We start from the raw sequence: 20,705 nt of genomic DNA on the forward strand, positions 1-20,705 counted from the left end.
CAAGTATGACCATGCACGCAGCCGAATTCCGCGAACTGCGCCTCGAAGGCATGCGGCGGACCTTCGGGAACCTGAATGCCCTGAAAGGGATCGACCTCAAGATCGCGCGCGGCGAGTTCATCGCCCTGCTCGGCCCCTCGGGCTGCGGCAAGTCCACCGCGCTGAACTGCCTGGCCGGCCTGCTCCCCCTCACCGGGGGGAGCATCTGGCTCGATGACCGGCGCATCGACACGCTGCGGCCGGAACAACGCGGCTTCGGCATGGTGTTCCAGAACTACGCGCTGTTTCCGCATATGAGCGTGCGCCGCAACGTGGCCTTCGGGCTGATGATGAAGGGCGTGCCGAAGGCGGAAGCCGCGCGGCGGGTGGATGAGGCGCTGACGACCGTGCGCCTGCAATCCCAGGCGGACAAGCTGCCGGGCCAGCTTTCGGGCGGGCAGCAGCAGCGCGTGGCCATCGCCCGCGCCATTGTCATCGAGCCGCCGCTGGTGCTGATGGACGAGCCGCTTTCCAACCTCGATGCCAAGCTGCGCCTGGAGATGCGCGCCGAGATCCGGCGAATCCACGAAGGCCTTGGCTCCACCACCATCTATGTGACGCACGACCAGGAGGAAGCCCTGTCGCTGGCGGACCGCATCGTGGTGATGCGGGAAGGCGAGATCCGGCAGGTGGGCACGCCGCAGGAGCTGTATGCCCAGCCGGCGCATCTCGATGTCTCCGACTTCATGGGCTACCGCAACCGGCTGCCGGGCCGTGTCATCGGGCGCGAGGGCAACCTTGTCACCCTCGACATGGGCCATGGCGGGCGCCTCACCGGCACGGCGCGGGAGACACTGGGCAGCAATGCCGTCATCGCCGTACGCCCGGACGACATGACCACCACGGCGGAAAATGCTTCCGGCGTCCCGGCCACCGTTCGCGCCATCGAGTACCGCGGCCGCGAGTTCCACGGCATCGCCACCACGGCGGGCGGCATCGACCTGTTCTTCCATACCGAGGCTCCGGTGGAGATCGGCACGCAGGTCCGGCTGGCCGCCGAGCCGCAGCGCGCCCTGGTCTTCGCAGGGGAGGCTGCATGAGCGCGGCGATCGACAGCAGCCCACCGCTGCGGATGCGCCTGGCGGCACGGGGGCTGGACACGGTGACGCTGCTGGTGCTGCCGGCAGCTTTCGTGCTGGTAGCGCTGTTCCTCTACCCCTTCCTCTACGGGCTCTGGCTGTCCTTCCACCCCAAGGACGGCACCCTGCTGGGAAACTACGGCCGCTTCTTCTCCGACCCGTTCCTCTACGACACGATCTGGACAACCATGCGCCTAGCGGTGCCGGTGACGCTGCTGAACCTGCTGCTGGCGGTGCCCGTGGCCTTCCGCGTGCGCCTGATGCGGCGGCAGCGGCTGCTGACCACCATCCTGATCCTGCCGATCACGCTCGGCACGGTGCTGGTGGCGGAAGGCATGCTCTTCTACTTCGGCGCCCAGGGCTGGTTCAGCCGCACGGTGATGATGCTCGGCCTGTCCTCGACCCCGGTGAAGCTGACCAACAGCTATATCGGCGTCTTCCTGTCGCTGCTGATCACCGGCTTTCCCTTCACCTTCCTTCTGACGCTGTCCTATGTCACCGGCATCGATTCCTCGCTGGAACAGGCGGCGGCGACACTGGGTGCGGGGCCGCGTTCGCGCTTCCGGCACATCTTCCTGCCGCTGCTGCTGCCGGGTCTCGCTATCACCTTCTGCCTCAGCTTCGTGCAGGCCTACTCGGTCTTTCCCTCGGCGGTGCTGGTGGGCGAGCCAGCACGAATAACCAGGGTGATCTCCATCGCGGCCTACCAGGCGGCTTTCGAGGAATATGATTACTCGCTGGCCTCCGCCATCGCGATGATCATGGGCTTCACGCAGCTCGCCGTGGTGGTCGTGGTGCTGGCATCGCGGCAATTGCTGTATCGCGGCCCCGCCGGCGGCGGAAAAGGCTGAGGAGCGCAGGACATGCATAGCAATCCCAGCCTTTCCACCCGCCTCTGGGCCGCGGCCCTTTGGGTGACGGTCGGCTTCTTTGTCCTGAACCTGCTGGCCATGATCGCCTCGGTGGTGGTCAGCTCCTTCGGCACGCGCTGGCTCGGCACCTGGCTGCCGGCGGGGTGGACCACACGCTGGTACTTCTCCGCCTGGGAGGAATTCCAGCTGCACGACGTGCTGCTGGTCACCTTCCAAGTCGCCTTCTCCGTGGTGCTGCTGTCGGGCCTGCTCGGCGTGCCGGCGGCTTACGCCATGGCGCGGCGGGAATTCCCCGGCAAACGCGTGCTGATGCTGCTGTTCCTGCTGCCGCTGCTGGTGCCGCCCATCACCTACGGCATCCCGATGGCGACGGTGCTCTACCAGACCGGCCTGGGCGGCACGATGGCCGGCGTCATCCTGGCCAACCTGGTGCCCACTGTGCCCTTCGTGATCCTGGTGATGATCCCCTTCGTGGAGCAGATCGACCCGAGGATCGAGGCCGCCGCGCGGGTCTTCGGCGCCGGCACCTTCCGACTCTTCGTGCATGTGCTGACGCCGCTGCTGCTGCCGGGCGTGCTGGCGGCGCTGCTGCTGGTGCTGGTGCGCACCATCGCGATGTTCGAGCTGACCTTCCTGACGGCTGGCCCGACCAGCCAGACGCTGGTGGTCGCGCTCTACTACTCGGTCTTCGCGGCGGGCGTGCGCGCGGTGCAGTCGGTGGATGCCATGGCGGTGATCTACATGCTGGCCACGCTGGTCTGGCTGGTGATCGCGCTGCGTTTCGTCAGCCCGACTCAGATCGTGGGCCGCGCTAAGCAACAGCAGGCGCATTGAACGGAAACGGCAGGGCGGCACGCCGCCGCCCTGCCGGCCCTTGTTACTGCCGCGGCTTCTTGGAGCCGATCTGCTCGTCCCAACGGCGGAAGGCCGCCACCAGCCGGTCCGGCGTCAGTGGCGGCGCCACCGGCCGCTCGCGGAACCAAGTCTCGTATTCCGGACGGCCGAATTCACGGATCACGTCCTGGCTTTCCTGCGGCGCCATCGAGAGCGGCGCATCCGCGATCACCGGGCCCGGATAGAGGTAGCCCTTGTCATAGGTCATCGCCTGCTGCGGCGGCTGCAACAGGAAGGCCATCAGCTTGGCGCAGACCGCCACGCGCTCCGGCGCCACGCCCTTGGGCACGGCCATGAAATGCGCGTCCGGCAGCCAATGCGTACCGTCCAGCATGAAGACCTTGGCCTCCTTCGGCACGATGCCCAGTACGCGTGGGTTGATGTCCCAGCCGCAGGCGGTCGCGATGATGTCGCGCGAGCCTTCGCCGAACTCGCGCATCGTGGCGGAGGTGCCGGTCGGGTAGTAGTCGATGGTCTCGCCGATGGCCTGGAGATAATCCCAGCTCTTGTCCCAGCCATTGACGGGGTCCGAGGGGTCCCTGTCACCGAGGATGTAGGGAAGGCCCTGCAGCAGCGTCCAGCCCGGGCCGGAATTGGCCGGGCGGGCATAAACGAAGCGCTCGGGATGCGCCCGTGCCCAGCCGAGCAGATCCTCCGGCGTGCGGATCGCCGCCGTCATGCGGTTGGGCATGTACTCGAACAGCGGGCCGGAGGGCGTATAGGACACCTCGATGCCATAGCCCCGGCCAAAATTCGCCTGCAGCATCTTGGCGCCGGGGATCAGGATCTTGTCGAGGTCCGGCAGGACATCGGAATAGGCCGGCAGCATCTGCGTCCAGAGGCCCTGGTTGACGCCGTCCGACAGTGGTCCGAGCCCCAGCAGCACGAAGTCGATATCCAGCCGCCCGGCATCCTGCTGCGCCTTCAGCTTAGGCGCCAATTCGGGCGAGGGCGCGACCTGGATGTTCAGCCGGGAGATCAGGTTGGGATTCTGCTGCCGGAACAGCTCGATCGCCGGGCGGTCGATCTGCAGGGCGCCGGCGACATCCATGATGCTGAGCGCGATCGGCGCACTGGGCAGGGGGTGCGGTTGCGCGTGAGCCTGGCGCAGGGCCACTGTCGCGGCGGAGCCACCGGCCAGCAACGCGCGGCGGCCCAGGTGATGGACAGGCATGTTTCCTCCGTTCTTGCTGCTTCAGCGCGAGGGGGACGAAGACTCGCGAGGGGCCGTGCACCAGGATCGGTGCGGCGCCTGCCGGGAAGCATGCCGGAGAATGCAGCGGCTTTGCAGTCAATTCGGCGGGGCTTCGAATAACCCCGCAGGGATGTCAGATGCTTTTCACCCGACAAGGACGGCCGGTGCGCGAGCTCTCCAGCAGGGCGTCCACGAGGTAGTGGACGCGCAGCGCATCGGCGCCACTGGCGGCGGGCTCGCGCCCCTGGTCGAGCGCATCCAGGAAATCCGCCAGCACGCTGCGGTGGTAATCATGCGGGAAGGCCATGGGATCGGCACCGGTGCCACCGCCACCGCCCGGCCGAAGCTCGGTGACGCGGCCGTCCTGGTGCTGCACATGCAGGTCCACGCCTGTCAGCGAAGCCGTGGCCCGCTTGCCGGTCAGTTCGATACGCTCGGGAAAGCCAGGGAAGGCGGCCGTGGTGGCCTCGATGGTTCCCATGGCGCCGCTGGCGAAGCGCACCGCCGCGCAGGCCAGATCCTCGGTTTCCATGCGGTGGACCGGGCTGGTCGTGGCATAGCCGGTGACCTCGGCCACCGGGCCGGCGAGGCTTTGCAGCAGGTCCAGCGTATGGATGCCCTGGGTGATCAGCACGCCGCCGCCATCGCGCGCCAGCGTGCCGCGGCCAGGCTCGTCGTAATAGGATTGCGGGCGCCAGAGGCGGATGCTGGCGGAGGCGGCGATGAGGTTGCCGATCTGCCCCTCCCGCTGCAGCGCCGCGAATTGCACAGCGGCGGGGCGGAAGCGGTGCTGCAGCACCAGGCCCAGCGTGACGCCGGCCTCGCGGCAGGCGGCGACCAGTTGCTCCGCCCGCGCGGTGGTGATCTCCAGCGGCTTTTCCAGCAGGATATGCTTGCCGGCGGCGGCACAACGCCGCACCAGATCCAGATGCGTATCCGGCGGCGTCAGGATCATCACGCAATCCACGCTGGAATCTTCCAGGATAGTGTCGAGCTGATCGGTGGCGGGGAAGGGGAAGCGCTGCGCGAAGCTGTCGCGCCGGGCGGCGCTGCGTGCATAGGTGCCCGCCACCTCCACACGCTCCGCAAGGTCCAGCAAGGATCTGGCATGGGGCGTGACCGCCATGCCGAGGCCGATGACTCCGATGCGGTGCCGCGTGCTCATGCCCTGCCTCCGGCCTCAGGAAGAAACCGCGGCCCGGGAAGGCCGCGGGGTCTCAAGCGGGTGCTCAGAACTGCGGCATCGGCGGCAGCGGGTCCATCGGCGCCTTGAACCAGCGCTGGTGGATACGGTCCAGCTCGCCATTCTGCACGATGGAGGCGATGAAGGTGTTGCTCCAGTCGCGCAGCGCCTCATCCTGCTTGCGGAAGGCCATGCCATTGGCCTGGGCGCGGAGCGTGAACTTCGGCTCGATCTGCAACTGCGGGTAGTTGTTGACCAGCTGCGCCAGAACCGTGCTGCTGGCGCCAATGGCCTGCACCTGGCCGGAGATGATGGACTGCGTGGTGGTGGCATCGTCATCGAAGCGCATGACGCGGATTTCCTTCGGCGCCACGGCCATCAGCGCCGAATCCTGCGTGCTGGCCCGCGCCACGCCGACGCGCACGCCCTTCAGGTCGTCCGGGCCTTTGATGTTGGCGCTCTTCGGCGCCAGGATATAGGTGGTGAAGGCGCTGTAGGGGTTGGAGAAGAGCACCTGCTTCGCCCGTTCCTCGGTGATGCCGAAGGTGGCGACCAGCATGTCCACCTTGTTGGTCAGCAGGAAGGGAATGCGGTTGGGGCCGGTGACGGGCACGAGCTGAAGCTGCACGCCCAAGGCCTTGGCCAGCAGAACGGCAACATCGGCGTCGTAGCCGGCGGGCTTCTGATTCTCATCGATGCCGCCGAAGGGCGGGTAGTCGGTGAGGATGCCGATGTTGATGGTGCCGCGCTTCTTGATCTCATCCGGCGTCGCGGCGGCGGCGGGGCGGATCAGGCCCGGCATCAGGGCGGCGGCGCCACCGAGTGCGAGCGCGCCCAGTGCGCGGCGGCCGATCGGGTTGAAGGTCATGTCAGTTGTCTCCCTGGTCGTGGCGTTTGCTTGTGTTGTCGGTGGCCGCTTCAGCGGGTGGCAAGGGCGAGTTTCTGTTCCATGCGCTTGCTGTAGGCGGAAAGCGGCCAGCAGATGATGAAATAGGTCAGCCCCACCAGCCCGAAGATGGTGAAGGGTTGGAAGACGGCATTGTTGATCACCTGCGCCGCGCGGGTCAGTTCCACGAAGCCGATGATCGAGGCCAGCGAGGTCGCCTTGATCAGCTGCACCAGGAAACCCACGGTGGGCGGGATGGCGATGCGGAAGGCCTGCGGCAGCACGATCAGCCGCATCTGGTTCCAGTAACGCAGGCCGAGGGCGCTCGATGCTTCCCACTGGCCGCGCGGCACCACCTCGATGCTGCCGCGCCAGATCTCGCCCAGGAAGGCGCTGGCGTGCAGCGAGAGCCCCAGCGCGGCGGCGCCCCAGGGATCGACATCGAAGCCGAAGATGCCGGGCACGAAGAAGGCCAGGAACAGCTGCATCAGCAGCGGCGTGCCCTGGAAGATCTTGATATAGGCGAAGGCGAACCAGCGCAGCGGCTTGATGGGGCCGCTGCGCATCAGCGCGATCAGGATGCCGCCGATGCTGCCGCCGATGAAGGCGAAGACGGAGAGCAGCAGCGTCCAGCGCACCGCCGCCAGGATGAAGAGGATCTCGTTGGGGCCGAGGCTTCGCATGATACCGTTCCCTCAGCGTGTCGCGGGCTGGCGCAGGAAGGCGCGGTCGATCAGCGCGAAGATGCCCCAGAAGATCAGGGACAGGGCGAAATACATGCCCGTCACCACGAAATAGACCTCGAAGCTGCGGAAGTTGCGCGCCTGGATGTCGTTGGCGGCGCCGGTCAGCTCACTGGCCGCGATGGCCGAGCAGACGCTGGAATTCAGCATCAGCAGGATGAACTGGCTGGTCAGCGCGGGATAGATGGCCTGGATGGCAGGCTTCAGCACGATGAGGCGGAAGATCTGCAAGGGCTTCAGGCCCAGCGCGCGCCCGGCCTCGATCTGGCCCTTGGAGATGCTCTCGATGCCGGCGCGGATGATCTCGATGCCATAGGCGCCGACATTGACCACCAGGGCCAGCAGCGCGGCCTGGTCGGCTTCCAGCCGGATGCCGATGGCGGGCAAGCCGAAGAAGACCACGAAGATCTGGATCAGGAAGGGGGTATTACGGATCAGCTCGATATAGGCGTCGATCACCCAGCGCAGCGGCTTTGGCCCGCTGGTCTTGCCCAGCGCGCCCAGGACGGCCACGACCATGCCGATGGCCATGGAGGCCGCGGACAGCCAGAGGGTGCGCAGGGCACCAGCCATCAACTCGTCCCAGGCGTTGAAGACCTGCCCGAATTCAAAAACGTAGTTCATGCCGGCGGGCCGCCGGCCCACGGGCGTGGCACTGCCATCGGATTATAACCCTCCCGAATCGTTTCCGGCCGGCCGTTAAGGCTTTGGCTTGCTCTTCTCACCGTTGCGCAATGCAGTGCAACAGGCCGGAAAGCTGACGCGGATCAGGGCTTTATGCAAGTGGGAGGAGTGGCGGGGGGCTACCGGCCCCGGGCCTGCCAGCCCGCCAATTCTTCCCGCAGGATGCTGTCGAGCAGCATCGTAGCCCCGGCGCTGTCGTTCAGGCAGGGGAGCAGGTGGAAATGCGTGCCGCCGGTGCCGAGGAACTCTTCCCGCAGCTCACTTCCCAGTTCCTCCAGCGTTTCCACGCAGTCGGACAGGAAGCCAGGCGCCACCACGGCGATGCGCTTGATTCCCCTGGCGGCAAGGCTCCCGACATACTCGTCGGTATAGGGCTCCAGCCAGGGCTCGCGGCCGAAGCGGGACTGGAAGGTCATGGGGAACTGCGCCGCGCCCAGGCCCAGTTCCCGCCGCAGCGCCACCATGGTGCGCTCGCATTCGCCCGGATAGGGATCGCCCGCTTCCACATAGCGGCGCGGCAGCCCGTGGAAGGAGCCGATCAGCAGCTCCGGCTCCCGGTCCAGTGTCAGCAGCGAGGCCCGGATACGGTCCGCCATGGCGCGGATATAGGCCGGGTGGTCGGGGAAGCTGGGCACGGTGCGGATGGCCGGCTGCCGGCGCATCCGCATCAGGGTGCGGAAGGCGGCGTCATTCACCGTCGCCGTGGTCGTGGCGCTGTATTGCGGATAGAGCGGCACCAGCAGCACGCGGCCGCAGCCCTGGTCCACCAGCCCTTGCAGGCGCTCGGCCACCGAAGGGCGGCCGTAGCGCATGGCCCAGTCCACCACCACGCCGGTACGTTCCTCCGGCCACAGCGCGCGCAGGTTCTCAGCCTGGGCGCGGGTGAAGGTCCGCAGAGGGGATTCGTCCTTCTCCCGGTTCCAGATCTCGCGATAGGCGGCGCCGGTGCGGAAGGGGCGGCGGCTGAGGATGACGCCTTGCAGCAGCGGCTGCCACCAGAGCGGACTGGCTTCGATGACGCGCCGGTCGGAAAGGAACTCCGAGAGATAACGGCGGATGGCCCAGTAGCCGGTGCCTTCCGGCGTGCCGAGATTCACGAGCAGCAGGCCGGTGCGCTCCGCCCCGGCCAGGGCAGGGCTGGACCAGTTCCGGCTGCCGCCATGGGCTGGCGGATGCTCGATATAGCTCATCACAGAATATCCTCGGGGCTGTCCGCCCGCAGGGCGGCGCCCAGTTCGGCGCCCATCCGCGCCGCATCGGCCTGCTGCCCGCGCAGGCTGCGCCGCAGCAGGAAAGAACCGTCGGGCCGCGCCAGCATTGCCGTCAGCAGCAGTTCGCCACCCGGCAGCGGGCGCGCGAAGGCGCCGGCAGGGGTGCGGCAGGAGCCATCGAGCGCATGCAGCACCGCCCGCTCCGCCCGGGCGGCGAGCCGCGCGGCGGGATCGTCGATCCGCGCCAGCAGGGCGCGGGTGTGGTGGTCATTCTCCCGCGCCGTCACCGCCACAATGCCCTGGCCGGCGGCGGGCAGCATGGCCTCGGGTTCCAGCACGGCGGCGATGCGGTGGGTCAGGCCCAGGCGCTTCAGCCCGGCCACCGCCAGCAGCGTGGCCACGAAGTCGCCGCCCTCCAGCCGCTCCAGCCGCGTGCGCACATTGCCGCGGAGAAGGCCGAAACGCAGGTCTGGCCGCGCATGCAGCAACTGCGCCTGCCGCCGCACGGAAGCGGTGCCGATGCGCCCGGCTTCCGGTAGGCTGGGGAAGGGCAGGGCACGCTCAGTGGGCGGGCAGCCGGGCGCCAGCACCAGGGCATCGCGCGGGTCCTCGCGCGGCAGTACGCAGGCGATGGCGATGCCACGCGGCAGTTCCGTTTCCAGGTCCTTCAGGCTGTGAACGGCGAAGTCGACGTGGCCGTCCAGCAGCGCCTCATGGATGTCCTTGGCGAAAAGACCCTTGCCGCCCAGATCGGCCAGCCGCCGGTCCTGCATCCGGTCGCCGGCGGTGCTGATCACCTCCTGCCGCATCGGCAGGCCGGGGCGGATGGCGTCCAGCGCCTCCATCACCATCCGCGTCTGGGTCCGGGCCAGGGCAGAGCCGCGTGTGCCCAGGCGCAGCGCGGCCGGGCTGTCGATGGAGGGCCAGGTGGGGAGCGAAAGGACGGCTGACATCCGCAAGGTTTCCTTATCGGCCAGGCGCGGGGCGGGCGCCCCGCGCCTGGCCTGTCTGTTACTCGGCGGCTGCCGGGACCACGTCGGCGGCCGTCGTGGGGGCGGAGGCCGGGGCGGTGTGGATGCGCTGGATCGCGGCCTCCACGCCGGCGGCATAGGCCGGATCGGCGCGGCGGAAATGCTCCAGCTGCCGTTCGATGATGAAGCGCGGCACGCCCTGCATGGCGCCGGCGATATTCTCGAACAGCCGCTGCTGCTGCGCCGCGTCCATCAGGCGGAAGAGGTCGCCGGGCTGGCGGTAGTCGTCATTGCCGTCGCGGTGGCTGTAGTGGTCCGCGTCGCCATTGATTCGCAGCGGCGGCTCCTTGGCCGAGGCCACTTCCGCCGGGCCATTGAAGGAATTCGGCTCGTAATAGGCATCGGTGCCCTGCGGCGCGTCGAAGCGCATGGCGCCGTCGGCATGGTAATGATGCACCGGGCAGCGTGGGCGGTTCACCGGCAGTGCCTCGTAATGCGTGCCGACGCGGTAGCGATGCGCATCCGCATAGGCGAAGAGCCGGCCCTGCAGCACCTTGTCCGGCGAATAGCCGATGCCCGGCACGACATTGGAGGGCGAGAAGGAAGCCTGCTCGATCTCCGCGAAGTAATGCTCGGGGTTCCGGTTCAGCTCCAGCACGCCGACTTCGATTAGCGGGTAGTCGCCATGCGGCCAGACCTTGGTCAGGTCGAAGGGGTTGTACCAGTGCTTGTCGGCATCGGCTTCCGGCATGATCTGCACGCAGACGCGCCACTTCGGGTACTCGCCGCGCTCGATGGCTTCGAGAAGGTCGCGTTGGGCGCTCTCACGATCCTCGGCGATCACGGTATTGGCTTCCGCGTTCGTCCAGGTCTTGATGCCCTGCATGGACTTGAAGTGGAACTTCACCCAATAGCGCTCGCCGGCATCGTTCCAGAGCGAATAGGTATGGCTGCCGTAGCCGTTCATGGCGCGGTAGTTCTGCGGCAGGCCACGGTCGCTCATCAGGATGGTCACCTGATGCAGGCTCTCGGGGGAGAGCGACCAGAAGTCCCACATGGCCGTCGCGCTGCGCATGTTGGTGCGCGGGTGGCGCTTCTGGGTGCGGATGAAGTCGGGGAACTTCATCGGGTCACGGATGAAGAAGACGGGCGTGTTGTTGCCCACCAGATCCCAGTTGCCTTCTTCGGTGTAGAATTTCAGGGCGAAGCCGCGCACGTCACGCTCGGCATCCGCCGCGCCGCGCTCACCGGCCACGGTGGAGAAGCGCAGCAGCGTCTCGGTCACCTTGCCGGGCTGGAAGACCTTGGCGCGGGTATACTTGGTGATGTCGCCGGTGATGGTCAGCGTGCCATAGGCGCCGGAGCCCTTGGCATGCACCACGCGCTCGGGGATACGCTCGCGGTTCTGGTGCGCCAGCTTCTCGATCAGCTGGAAGTCCTGCAGCAGGACCGGGCCACGCGGGCCGGCAGTGACGCTGTTCTGGTTGTCGGCAACAGGCGCACCAGCGGTGCTCGTCAGAACCGGACGTATCGGCATGTCGGGCATGGATCCCTCTCTTCTCTCGCTTGGGCCATCATGGACAAGCGGGAGCTATGGGTAAAATCGATCTTTCCGCTCTGATAAATCGGTTATACCTATGTATGACCATGCAGAACCAAACGCTGGCCGGGCTGTCGCTCCGGGATCTGGAATATGCCGTCGCGGTGGCCGACCTCGGCCATTTCGGGCGCGCAGCGGAACGCTGCGGCGTCAGCCAGGCGGGCCTGTCGGAGCAGGTGCGGAAGCTGGAGAGCCTGCTGGGTGCCGCGCTGTTCGAGCGCACCACCCGCCGCATCACCGTCACTCCGGCGGGAGAGGTGCTGCTGCGGCAGGCGCGAGAGGTCGTGGCCGCCGCACGGCTGCTGCTGGAGATGGCCCGCAGCCGGTCGGAGCCGCTGGCCGGGCCGCTGCGCCTGGGCGTCATCGCCACCCTGGGGCCTTATTACCTGCCGGGCCTGCTGCGGGCGGCGCGGGCGCGCTATCCCCGCATGGAACTACGCTTGCAGGAGGGGCAGACGGCCTCCCTGCTCGGCGCCCTCCAGGCCGGTGACCTGGACGCCCTGCTGGTGGCCTTGCCGCTGCCAACGGAAGCCCTGACGGCCGAGGCACTGTTCTTCGAGCCCTTCCGCGCCGTGCTGCCCTGTACCCACCCGCTGGCCAGCCAGCCGGAGCTTGGATTGCAGGATCTGGCGGGCGCGGGGCTGCTGCTGCTGGAGGAGGGGCATTGCCTGCGGGACCAGGCGCTTTCCCTTTGCGGCAAAAGCCAGCCAGGGCGGGATGCGCGCTTCGCCAGCAGCCTGGAGATGCTGCGGCACATGATCGCCGCCGGCGAGGGCTATTCCCTGCTGCCCCTGCTGGCGACGCAGGAGCGGGCGGAGCTGGACGGCTTGGTGCGGGTGCGCGAGCTGGCGCATGCCGAGGAAGTCGGCCGGACCATCGGCCTGGCCTGGCGCCGGACGGATACGCGCGCCGAGGCCTTCCGGGAATTCGCCGCCTTCCTGCGGGAGATGGCGCCCGCCGGAACGCGCGCCGCCCCATAGGGCGGCGCGCCGGGCCCGTCAGGCGCCGGCGGAAGCCTCCAGCGCCTCGCGGAAGCGGGCGAAGGTGGCGGCATCGGCGAAAGCCTTCTGGGTGCCCGGACGGGTGATGGAATCCGCCGCATAGCTGGCACCCCAGGCCATGGCCGCCTGCACGTCGCGGTTGGCGGCGTAATGCTGCGCGAAGGCGCCGATGAAGGCATCGCCCGCGCCGCTGGTGTCATGCACCCGCACCCGCACGGAAGGCACATGCACCGTGGGGCCGTCGGTCACCAGCAGCGCGCCATCGGCGCCCAGCGTCACGATCACCGCTCGGATGCCACGCGCCACCAGGGTCCGCGCGGCGGCCTCGGCCTGTGCCGGCGTCTCGGCGGGCAGGCCGGTCAGGATGGTCAGCTCGGTTTGGTTGGGCACCAGGAAGGTGGCGGAAAGGATGCGCTCCACATCCAGCTCCGGCACCGCCGGGGCGGGGTTCAGCAGCACCTCGATCCCCTCACGCGCCGCCCAGGCGACGGTGTGGTAGATCGTCTCCAGCGGAATCTCCAGCTGCAGCAGGATCAGGCCGCAGGTGCGGAGGTCGTCGGCCGCAGCGTCCACATCGGCCGGCAGCAGGTGCTCATTGGCGCCCTTGACAATCAGGATGCGGTTCTCGCCCGAGGGCTCGACGAAAATGGGCGCCACGCCGCTCTGGGTGCCGGGCACGGCGCGCACGTGGCGGGTGTCGATGCCCAGGTCCTGGAAGTTCTTGACCGTGCCGCCGCCGAAGAGGTCATCGCCCACGCGGCTGACCAACAGCACGTCGCCGCCCAGCTTGGCGGCGGCCACGGCCTGGTTGGCGCCCTTGCCGCCATGGCCCATGGCGAAGGAGGGAGCGGCCAGGGTCTCGCCCGCCGCCGGCATCCGGTCGGTATAGGTGATCAGGTCGACCATGTTGCTGCCGACCACACCGATGCGCGTGCCCATGAAGTTCCTATCCTAGCGATGCAATGAGCGCGGCCGTCTCGCGGGCCGCTTGTTGGTCCAGGTAGCCGGCGCGCACGGAGAAGCCGGCCTGCGCCCCCGGCGGCAGCAGCCGCACATGGCCTTTGCGCTTCTCCGCCGCATAGCCTTCCGGCTGGCAGGTGGAGGGCAGGGCGAAGGCGGCCACCTGCTGGTCCGGGTCGTGCAGAATCCAGCGGACCGTGTGCGGGAAGTCGGCGGGGGCATAGGACATGGCGAAGCCATCGCCCTCCGGCCGCGCCAGCATCAGGTGGGTCTGCCCCTGCGCGTCGGTGCCGAGGCCGTGCAGGTAGAAGACCTGCTCCGGGTCATAAAGCTCCGGCTCCTCCAGCACTTCCATGCGCGCCGGGTTGCGCGCGAGGTCCTCGATCAGCGCCAGATAGGCCGGGTTGGGCTGCACATGCGCCGGCACCGCGTGCCGCACCGCCGTGCGATCCGGCGTGAAGGGGGCCGGTTGCAGGCAGCGGCCGCCGGGCACGAAGGCGAAGTTGACGTGGCACATGTACATCAACTCCATCGGCTTGCCCGACAGGTTGCGGATGTTGAGGCCGATGTCGAAAAGCGTCGCGCCGGGCCGCAGCGTCAGCGAGGGATGCGCCTGGTAGTGCGAGCCGAAGCCCATGACATATTCCCGCGCGCTGACCACGCGCAGGAAGGAGCCATTCGCGTCCTCGCCGAATTCAAGCCATGCCCGATCCATCGGCGCGCAGGGGAATTCGCCATGGGCGGCGTGGCTGTCCTCCGGCGCGGGCACGCCGTTGCGCAGCAAGCCGCTATGGAAGGCGAAGCAGCCGTAGGTCTCAGCGATGGTGGTCGCCGGGCGCGGGGCATCGAAGCCGCTGGACATGGACAGTTCCACGCCGTCGAAGCGGGCGGACCAGATCATGCCGCCCATCCAGGGCAGCACCACCACCTCGCCCCGGCTGTTGCGCAGGCGCAGGCCGGGGATGCCGGTGTGGAAGCGGAAGAGCGTGGCGGAGAGTTCCCCGGCGCGCAGGACCTCGCCGGTGACCTCGGGGTAGAGGGGGATGATGGCGGCCATGGTCAGCGCACCCGGTTCCGCCAGGCGGCCAGTGCGATGGAGAGCAGCAGGAAGCCGCCCCAGATCAGGTCCACCAGGAAGTTGGAGAAGCGCATCATCTGCAAGCCAGAGGAGAGCAGCATCAGCGCCACCAGCGCCAGCGCCACGCCCACCACGCTGCCGCGCCCGCCCGAAGGGTTGGTGCCCGCCAGCACCGAGATCAGCACGGCCTGCAACAGGTAGGAGACGCCGTAATCCGACTTCGCCGCATTGGTGCGGCCCGAGAGCAGGATGCCCGCGATGGAAGCCAGCACGCCGGTCATCACATAGGAGAAGAAGACCGTGCGCCCGGTGCGCAGCCCGGCGAAGGCCGCCGCGCGCGCATTGGTGCCGATCAGCGACAGGTTGATGCCGAAGGCGGTACGCGACAGCAGGAACCAGACCAGCGCCGCCACCACCAGGAAGACGATCAGCGGCACCGCGATGCCGAAGGCCGTGCCATTGCCGATCTGGCCCCAGAGCTTGGGGAAGCCCGCCACGGCGGGCCCGCCCGTCAGCACCAGGCAGATGCCGGTGAAGACCTGCCCGGTGCCGATGGTGGCCAGGATGGGCGTGACGCGCAGCCGGGTGATCAGCAACCCGTTGATGGCGCCCGCGATCATCCCGGTGCCGAGCGCGATGCCGATGCCGGCCGCCACAGTGTGCAGCGGCAGGTTCACCAGTTCAGGCCCGCGCGGCCCGCCGATCCAGTGGAAGAACATGCCCGCCAGGATGCAGGAGAGATTGGCGATGCCGATGACCGAGAGATCGATGCCGCCGGTCAGCATCGCCACCATCATGGCGATGGCCAGCAGGCCCAGCTCAGGCGCGATGAAGGTGATGGATTCGAAGACATAGGGGCGCAGGAACCGGTCGGGGTTCAGCGCGGCCATGCCGGCGAAGATCAGCACCGTCAGCAGCAGGAGCTGCAACAGGTTGGTGTCGAAGCGGCGCAGGCGCTGGGTGATGGCGCTCATGATGCGTTCCCTGCCTTCAGGCGATGCGCTTGCGGTCGCGCCAGGCGGTGGCCGCCGTGGCCGCGATCACGATCAGGCCGACCACCACGCGCTGCCAGGTGGTGTCCACGCCCAGGATGATCAGGCTGTTGGTGATGACCACCAGCGTCAGCACGCCCAGCACGGTGCCGATGACCGTGCCACGCCCGCCGAAGATGCTGGCGCCGCCGAGCACCACCGCCGCGATCACGTCCAGTTCCAACCCCACCATGTCGCGTGGGTTGGCCGTCCAGATCATGGCGCCGTGCAGCAGCCCGGCGAAGCCCGCCAGCGCGCCCGCCAGGCCATAGATGAAGAAGGTGGTGCGGCGGACATTGAAGCCGACGCGCCGCGCCGCTTCCTCGCCGCCGCCCAGGGCATAGATGCTGCGGCCCATCATGGTGTAGCGCAGCATCAGGTGCACCAGCAGGGCGATGCCGGCATAGACCAGCACCATGGAGGAGAGGCCAGCCGTGCTGCCATCCGCCTGTGTGACATGGAAGAACTCGCCACGGGCGAAGTTGATCAGCAGCGGCGGCATCTGGTCGATGTTAATCTGGCTGGTGCCGACCACGCCGAGGATGAAGCCGCGCACGGCGGTGCCGGTGCCCAGCGTGACGATCAGCGGGATCATCCGCAGGTAATAGACAAAGACCGCGTTCACCAGCCCGAGGCCGACGCCGATGGCGGTGGCCATGGCGAAGGGCAGTAGCACGCCGTCGAAGCCCCAGGCGATCATGGCCTTCACGGTCAGGTACATGGCCGCGATGGCGAAGGCGGGGAAGGAGACGTCGATGCCGCCGGAAAGCATGACCAGCAGCACCGCCAGCGCCAGAATGCCGGTGATGACGCTGGCGCGCATCAGGCTGAACAGGTTGGAGGGCTGCCAGAAGACCGGGTTGATCGTGCCGATCACCACCACGGCCAGCACCAGCACGGCCGCCACCATCATCTCCGGATGGCGGCGCAATGCGTTGGCGAGCGCGCTCATGCCAGGGCTCCCAGCTGCTCGCTGAGCGCGGCTTCGCTGGTCGCCTCGGTGGGCGTGTCTGAGACCAGGCGGCCACGATGCAGCACGATGATGCGGTTGCAGTTGTCCACCAGCTCCGGCAGGTCGTCGGAGATCATCAGCACTCCCAGGCCGCGTGTGCGGGCGAGTTCACGGATCTTGCGATGAATGCCGGCCTTGGAGCCGACATCGACGCCCACGGTGGGGCCGTTCAGGATCAACAGGCGCGGGTCGTTCAGCAGCCAGCGGCCGATGACCACGCGCTGCGCATTGCCGCCCGAAAGCTGCGTCACCGGCCGGTCGCCGGTGGGGGTGGCGATCGCCATCTCGCGGATCATCCCCGCCGCCTCCCGCGCCGCGCGGGCACGCTGGATGATGCCGCCCTTGCTCAGCCGGGCATAGGAGGTGGCGAGCATGTTGCGGTCGATGGTCTGCGTCAGGAACAGGCCCTCGGTCAGCCGGTCCTCGGGCACATAGGCGATGCCGTGCTCGATGGCGCGCTGCACGCTGTCCAGCCGCACTTCCCGCCCGTCGATGCGGACCTGCCCCTGGTAGCCATGCTTCATGCCGAAGAGCGCGAGCGCCAGTTCCGTGCGGCCGGAGCCCAGCAGGCCGGAAACGCCGACGATCTCGCCCGGCATGACGCGGAGCGAGACGTCCTCAAGCTGCCCGGGGATGGTGAGGCCCGAGACCTCCAGCAATGGCGTGCCGCCGGCTGTGCCTTCCCAGCGGTAGCCTTCCGCCGCGATCTCCTGGCCCGTCATGGCGCGGGTGATGGCGGCTTCGTCGAACTCGGAAATAGGACCCGCCGCCACGACGCGGCCGGAGCGGATGACGGTCAGCCGCTCGCTGATCTCCAGCATCTCGCGCATCTTGTGGCTGACGAAGAGCACGGCGATGCCGCGGCTCTGGATGTCGCGCACCACGCGGAACAGGGCTTCCACCTCACGCCCCGTCAGGGCGGTGGTGGGCTCGTCCATGATCAGCAGGCGTGGGTCGGACATCAGCGCGCGGGCGATGGCGACAAGCTGCTTGCCGGCGGTGGGCAGCGTCTCCACCAGCGCATCCAGGTCGAGGTCCACGCCCAGCTTACGGATCGCTTCCTGCGCGATGCTGCGGATGCGGCGCCAGGAGACGAGCTTGCGCCCTTCCTGAAGCTCCATGCTGAGCGCGAGGTTCTCCGCGACCGAGAGATTCCCGAACAGCGAGAAGTCCTGGTAGATCACCTGCACGCCATGCTGGATGGCGGCGCGGGGGGTCATGCCCTCCATCTTCTGGCCGTCGATCAGCAACTCGCCCTGGTCGGGCTGCCAGACGCCGGAGATGACCTTGATGAGGGTGGACTTGCCGGAGCCGTTCTCACCCGCCAGGCAATGGATCTCGCCCCGCCCGATGGTGAGGGAGACATCCTCCAGGGCCCGCACGGCAGAGAAGCTCTTGCCGATATGGCGCAGTTCGATCAGCGGAGGGGTCATGCTTGTCCGTCGCCAGGATGCAGGTGCGGCGGCCTAAGCCGCCGCCCCCTTCACCCGGTCAGAGGTTGGTATCAGAAGTTGTACTGGGACATGTTGTCCTTGGTGACGCCAACCCAGCCCTGGCCAACGAGGACATTGGGCTTCTTGGCATCCGGCGCCTGCAGGCTGTTGTAGCCCGCGAGGCCGAGGTCGAGGCCCGCCTTGATGTCCTTCTTGGCCAGCGCCATCACCGCCAGGATGTTCATGGCATAGCCGGCCACCGCCGGGTCCCAGAACTGGATGTAGTTGATGTCGCCGTTGCGCAGGTACTGCCCCGCGACGGAAACCAGACCGGTGCCCGAGAAGAACAGCTTGCCCTTCAAGTTGCGCTCCGCGATCAGGCGGCCCGCGCCGGCCGAGGTCGGCATCGGCGCGCCGACGATCCCCTTCAGGTCGGGATAGGCGGTCAGCACTTCCTTCAGCTTGTTGTAGTCCGTGGTCGCGTCGTCATAGGTCTCGATGCGCCGCGTCACTTCCTGCATCTTCGGGAAGTTCTGCTTCTGGTAGGCAACGGCGCCGTCGATCCATTCCATCTGCGACTGCGAGGTCAGGCTGCCGACGGTGGCCACGTACTTGCCCTCGCCGCCCATGTCGCGCGCCAGCACTTCCATCAGCTTGGCGCCATAGGCGTGGTTGTCGAAGGCCTCGATGTCGTAGTCGATGTTGGTCAGGCCGGAAGCTTCGTGGGAAATGACCACGATGCCCTGGCGCCGCGCCTTCTGCAGCACGGGCTCCACCGCCTCGACCGAGAAGGGGACGATGCAGATGGCATCGACGCCCTGGGCAATCAGGCTTTCCACCAGCTGCACCTGCGCGGCGGCATCGGCCTGGCTGGGGCCGACCATCCAGGTGTCATGGCCCTGGTCCTTGCCGAACTGCGTCACGCCCGTGCGCATGCGGTCGAACCAGGCGATGCCGTCCACCTTCACCACCGTGGCGATGGTGCGCTTCTTGCCTGCCTTGGCATTGATGTCGCCGGAGACCTTGCTGGCATCGACGGCGGCATTCTGCGCCCAGGCCGGGCGACCCATCGTGGCCGCCATCAGGCCGCCTGCCGTCAGCGCGCCCAGGGAACGCCTGCTGAAATCGACCATGTTGTATTTCCTTCCCGTCTCAGCCAGTTGACGCAGTTGAATCAGTAGCCGGCCGCCGCCACCGGCGCGCCGGTGACGAGCGCGACGCCGGAGCTGGCGCCGATCCGCGTGGCGCCGGCGGCGATCAGCGCCTGCGCCCCATCCCATGTGCGCACGCCGCCGGAAGCTTTCACCCCCAACGCATCGCCCACCACCTCACGCATCAGCGCCACGTCAGCGACCGTCGCGCCACCGGTGGAGAAGCCGGTGGAGGTCTTGACGAAATCGGCACCCGCCTCGGCGGACAGCCGGCAGGCGATGCGCTTTTCTTCATCGGTCAGCAGGCAGGTCTCGATGATGATCTTCAGCACCTTGCCAGGGCAGGCGGCGCGAACGGCGGCGATATCGGCCCGCACCGCGTCCAGCCGCCCGTCCTTCAGGGCGCCGATATTGATGACCATGTCGATCTCGTCGGCGCCGTTGCGCACGGCATCGGCCGTCTCGGCCGCCTTGGCCTCCGGCGTCGTGGCGCCCAGGGGGAAGCCGACCACCGAGCAGGTCTTCACGCCGCTGCCGCGCAGCGCCTCCGCCACCAACGCCACATTGGCCGGGTTGACGCAGACCGAGCAGAAGCGGTGCTCGCGCGCCTCGTCGCAGTAGCGGCGCAGCTCGGCCTCGACGGCATCGGCCTTCAGCAGGGTGTGGTCGATCAACGACGCCAGTTCGGCCGGCGTGCGCGGGGTCTTCGTCATGAAGCAGGCGTCCTCGGGGTGCGCGGCCGTGTCATCCGCTATCCCTTAATTTGTTAGTTTCATAACTCTTGTTATAATCGTCACATTAACGGCCCCGATCGTCAAGCGGGGGCTATGCGAGGAGGGTGAATGTCACAAGGCGGCGGGGTGCAGGGGGTGGCGGGTGTGCGGCGCACTGCCCGGCTCGCGCAGCTGGGGGAGATGCTGCGCCAGGGCGGACCGGCCCGGCTGGAAAGCGCCGCAGCAGCATTGGGCGTCTCCTCCATGACCCTGCGGCGGGACCTTGCCAAGCCCGGACAGCCCTTCACCCTGCTGGGTGGCCATGTGGTGCCGCTGGGCGATCCTTCCGGCCGCAGCCCCTATGCCCTCGAGCGTGAGCAGGACAGCCACGCCAGCGCCAAGCGCCAGGCTGCCCGGCGTGCCGCCACGCTGGTGGAGGATGGCGACACCATCTTCATCGACTGCGGCACCACCATGCCGCATTTCGTCGAGGCCCTGCCGCCTGGACTGTCCCTGACGGTGCTCTGCTATGCCCTGAACATCGTGACGCTGCTGAGCCGGCGGGAGAGGACGCAGCTTGTGCTGCTGGGCGGGCTCTATCATCCCGCTTCCGCCACCTTCGCCTCGGATGAGGCGCTGGCCAACCTGCGCCGCCTGCGCATCAACAAGGCCTTTATCTCGGCCGGTGGGGTGCATGCCACGCGGGGCGTGACCTGCACCAATTTCAACGAGGTGCCGGTGAAGCAGGTGGCGCTGGCTTCCGCCGCGCATTCGTTTCTGGTGGTGGATGCCTCCAAGCTGGGCAAGCTGAAGCCGGCCTATTTCGCCCCCGTCACGGCCTTCGACCGGATCGTGACCAGCGCGCTGAACCGTCCGGAGCCCGCTACGGCCCTGGCACGCGCCGGGGCGCGGCTTGACGCAGCGGGCGCCGGTTCCTAACCCCGCCGTCGACAGCACAGGATTGCCGCA

20 protein-coding genes are annotated in these 20,705 nt (G+C 68.0%); 5 read left to right on the forward strand and 15 right to left on the reverse strand.

The features are described 5' to 3' along the window. The first annotated feature begins 5 nt into the window (after nt 1-5). The 3 genes from EBE87_RS10800 to EBE87_RS10810 are packed head-to-tail and all read left to right on the forward strand — an operon-like array spanning nt 6 to nt 2,824. Nucleotides 6-1,079, forward strand: a complete 1,074-nt coding sequence (locus EBE87_RS10800) for an ABC transporter ATP-binding protein (RefSeq protein ID WP_199707125.1) — start codon at nt 6-8, stop codon at nt 1,077-1,079. After that, a complete protein-coding gene (locus EBE87_RS10805) occupies nt 1,076-1,969 on the forward strand; it encodes an ABC transporter permease (protein WP_120636886.1) in 894 nt (297 codons plus the stop codon). Before EBE87_RS10800 ends, EBE87_RS10805 begins: the two co-directional genes overlap by 4 nt. Before the next feature lie 12 nt (nt 1,970-1,981). Beyond that, on the forward strand, nt 1,982-2,824 hold the full coding sequence (locus EBE87_RS10810; protein WP_120636887.1) for an ABC transporter permease: 843 nt from the start codon (nt 1,982-1,984) through the stop codon (nt 2,822-2,824). A 43-nt stretch (nt 2,825-2,867) separates the two neighbouring features. Here the strand turns inward: EBE87_RS10810 and EBE87_RS10815 are convergent, their stop codons facing one another. From EBE87_RS10815 to EBE87_RS10850, 8 genes are all read right to left on the reverse strand, one after another. After that, a complete protein-coding gene (locus EBE87_RS10815; protein WP_120636888.1) occupies nt 2,868-4,058 on the reverse strand; it encodes an extracellular solute-binding protein in 1,191 nt (396 codons plus the stop codon). A gap of 154 nt (nt 4,059-4,212) precedes the next feature. Further along, a complete protein-coding gene (locus tag EBE87_RS10820; protein WP_120636889.1) occupies nt 4,213-5,244 on the reverse strand; it encodes a Gfo/Idh/MocA family protein in 1,032 nt (343 codons plus the stop codon). Nucleotides 5,245-5,308: 64 nt separating this feature from the next. Continuing rightward, a complete protein-coding gene (locus EBE87_RS10825; RefSeq protein WP_120636890.1) occupies nt 5,309-6,130 on the reverse strand; it encodes a transporter substrate-binding domain-containing protein in 822 nt (273 codons plus the stop codon). Nucleotides 6,131-6,180: 50 nt separating this feature from the next. Continuing rightward, nucleotides 6,181-6,831 (reverse strand): amino acid ABC transporter permease, encoded by a 651-nt coding sequence (locus EBE87_RS10830; RefSeq protein ID WP_120636891.1) that lies wholly within the window; start codon nt 6,829-6,831, stop codon nt 6,181-6,183. A gap of 12 nt (nt 6,832-6,843) precedes the next feature. Continuing rightward, complete coding sequence (locus EBE87_RS10835) at nt 6,844-7,515, reverse strand: amino acid ABC transporter permease (RefSeq protein WP_120636917.1); 672 nt, start codon at nt 7,513-7,515, stop codon at nt 6,844-6,846. A gap of 179 nt (nt 7,516-7,694) precedes the next feature. After that, complete coding sequence (gene hemH, locus EBE87_RS10840; RefSeq protein ID WP_120636892.1) at nt 7,695-8,765, reverse strand: ferrochelatase; 1,071 nt, start codon at nt 8,763-8,765, stop codon at nt 7,695-7,697. Then, nucleotides 8,765-9,739, reverse strand: coding sequence for a hydroxymethylbilane synthase (hemC, locus tag EBE87_RS10845; RefSeq protein WP_120636893.1), 975 nt, complete (start codon nt 9,737-9,739; stop codon nt 8,765-8,767). Before hemC ends, hemH begins: the two co-directional genes overlap by 1 nt. Nucleotides 9,740-9,797: 58 nt before the next feature. Further along, nucleotides 9,798-11,294, reverse strand: coding sequence for a catalase (locus tag EBE87_RS10850; RefSeq protein ID WP_120636918.1), 1,497 nt, complete (start codon nt 11,292-11,294; stop codon nt 9,798-9,800). Nucleotides 11,295-11,404: 110 nt separating this feature from the next. Between EBE87_RS10850 and EBE87_RS10855 the strand changes: the two genes are divergently transcribed. Next, nucleotides 11,405-12,337 (forward strand): LysR substrate-binding domain-containing protein, encoded by a 933-nt coding sequence (locus EBE87_RS10855; RefSeq protein ID WP_120636919.1) that lies wholly within the window; start codon nt 11,405-11,407, stop codon nt 12,335-12,337. A gap of 18 nt (nt 12,338-12,355) precedes the next feature. Here EBE87_RS10855 and rbsK read toward each other — a convergent pair whose 3' ends face one another. The 7 genes from rbsK to deoC all read right to left on the reverse strand — a co-directional run bounded on the left by rbsK (nt 12,356) and on the right by deoC (nt 19,736). Next, the gene (gene rbsK / locus EBE87_RS10860) at nt 12,356-13,297 is read right to left on the reverse strand and encodes a ribokinase (RefSeq protein ID WP_120636894.1); all 942 of its coding nucleotides are present in this window, start codon (nt 13,295-13,297) and stop codon (nt 12,356-12,358) included. Between the two features lie 7 nt (nt 13,298-13,304). Then, nucleotides 13,305-14,375, reverse strand: coding sequence for an aldose 1-epimerase family protein (locus EBE87_RS10865; protein WP_199707127.1), 1,071 nt, complete (start codon nt 14,373-14,375; stop codon nt 13,305-13,307). Nucleotides 14,376-14,377: 2 nt separating this feature from the next. Then, nucleotides 14,378-15,370 carry an ABC transporter permease gene (locus EBE87_RS10870; RefSeq protein WP_120636896.1) on the reverse strand — a complete coding sequence of 331 codons (993 nt, stop codon included), beginning with the start codon at nt 15,368-15,370 and terminating at the stop codon, nt 14,378-14,380. Between the two features lie 16 nt (nt 15,371-15,386). Continuing rightward, entirely contained in the window at nt 15,387-16,379 is a 993-nt protein-coding gene (locus EBE87_RS10875) for an ABC transporter permease (RefSeq protein ID WP_120636897.1), read from the reverse strand. Beyond that, entirely contained in the window at nt 16,376-17,872 is a 1,497-nt protein-coding gene (locus EBE87_RS10880) for a sugar ABC transporter ATP-binding protein (RefSeq protein ID WP_120636898.1), read from the reverse strand. The genes EBE87_RS10875 and EBE87_RS10880 overlap by 4 nt, the downstream gene beginning before the upstream one ends. Before the next feature lie 71 nt (nt 17,873-17,943). Then, the gene (locus tag EBE87_RS10885; protein ID WP_199707129.1) at nt 17,944-19,005 is read right to left on the reverse strand and encodes an autoinducer 2 ABC transporter substrate-binding protein; all 1,062 of its coding nucleotides are present in this window, start codon (nt 19,003-19,005) and stop codon (nt 17,944-17,946) included. A gap of 41 nt (nt 19,006-19,046) precedes the next feature. Continuing rightward, entirely contained in the window at nt 19,047-19,736 is a 690-nt protein-coding gene (gene deoC / locus EBE87_RS10890; protein ID WP_120636899.1) for a deoxyribose-phosphate aldolase, read from the reverse strand. Nucleotides 19,737-19,865: 129 nt separating this feature from the next. Here deoC and EBE87_RS10895 point away from each other — a divergent pair, with 129 nt between their 5' ends. Further along, nucleotides 19,866-20,675 carry a DeoR family transcriptional regulator gene (locus tag EBE87_RS10895; protein WP_120636900.1) on the forward strand — a complete coding sequence of 270 codons (810 nt, stop codon included), beginning with the start codon at nt 19,866-19,868 and terminating at the stop codon, nt 20,673-20,675. Nucleotides 20,676-20,705 lie beyond the last annotated feature (30 nt).

The sequence above is a fragment of the Teichococcus wenyumeiae genome (assembly GCF_003696345.1).
Taxonomy (GTDB): Bacteria; Pseudomonadota; Alphaproteobacteria; order Acetobacterales; family Acetobacteraceae; genus Pseudoroseomonas; species Pseudoroseomonas wenyumeiae.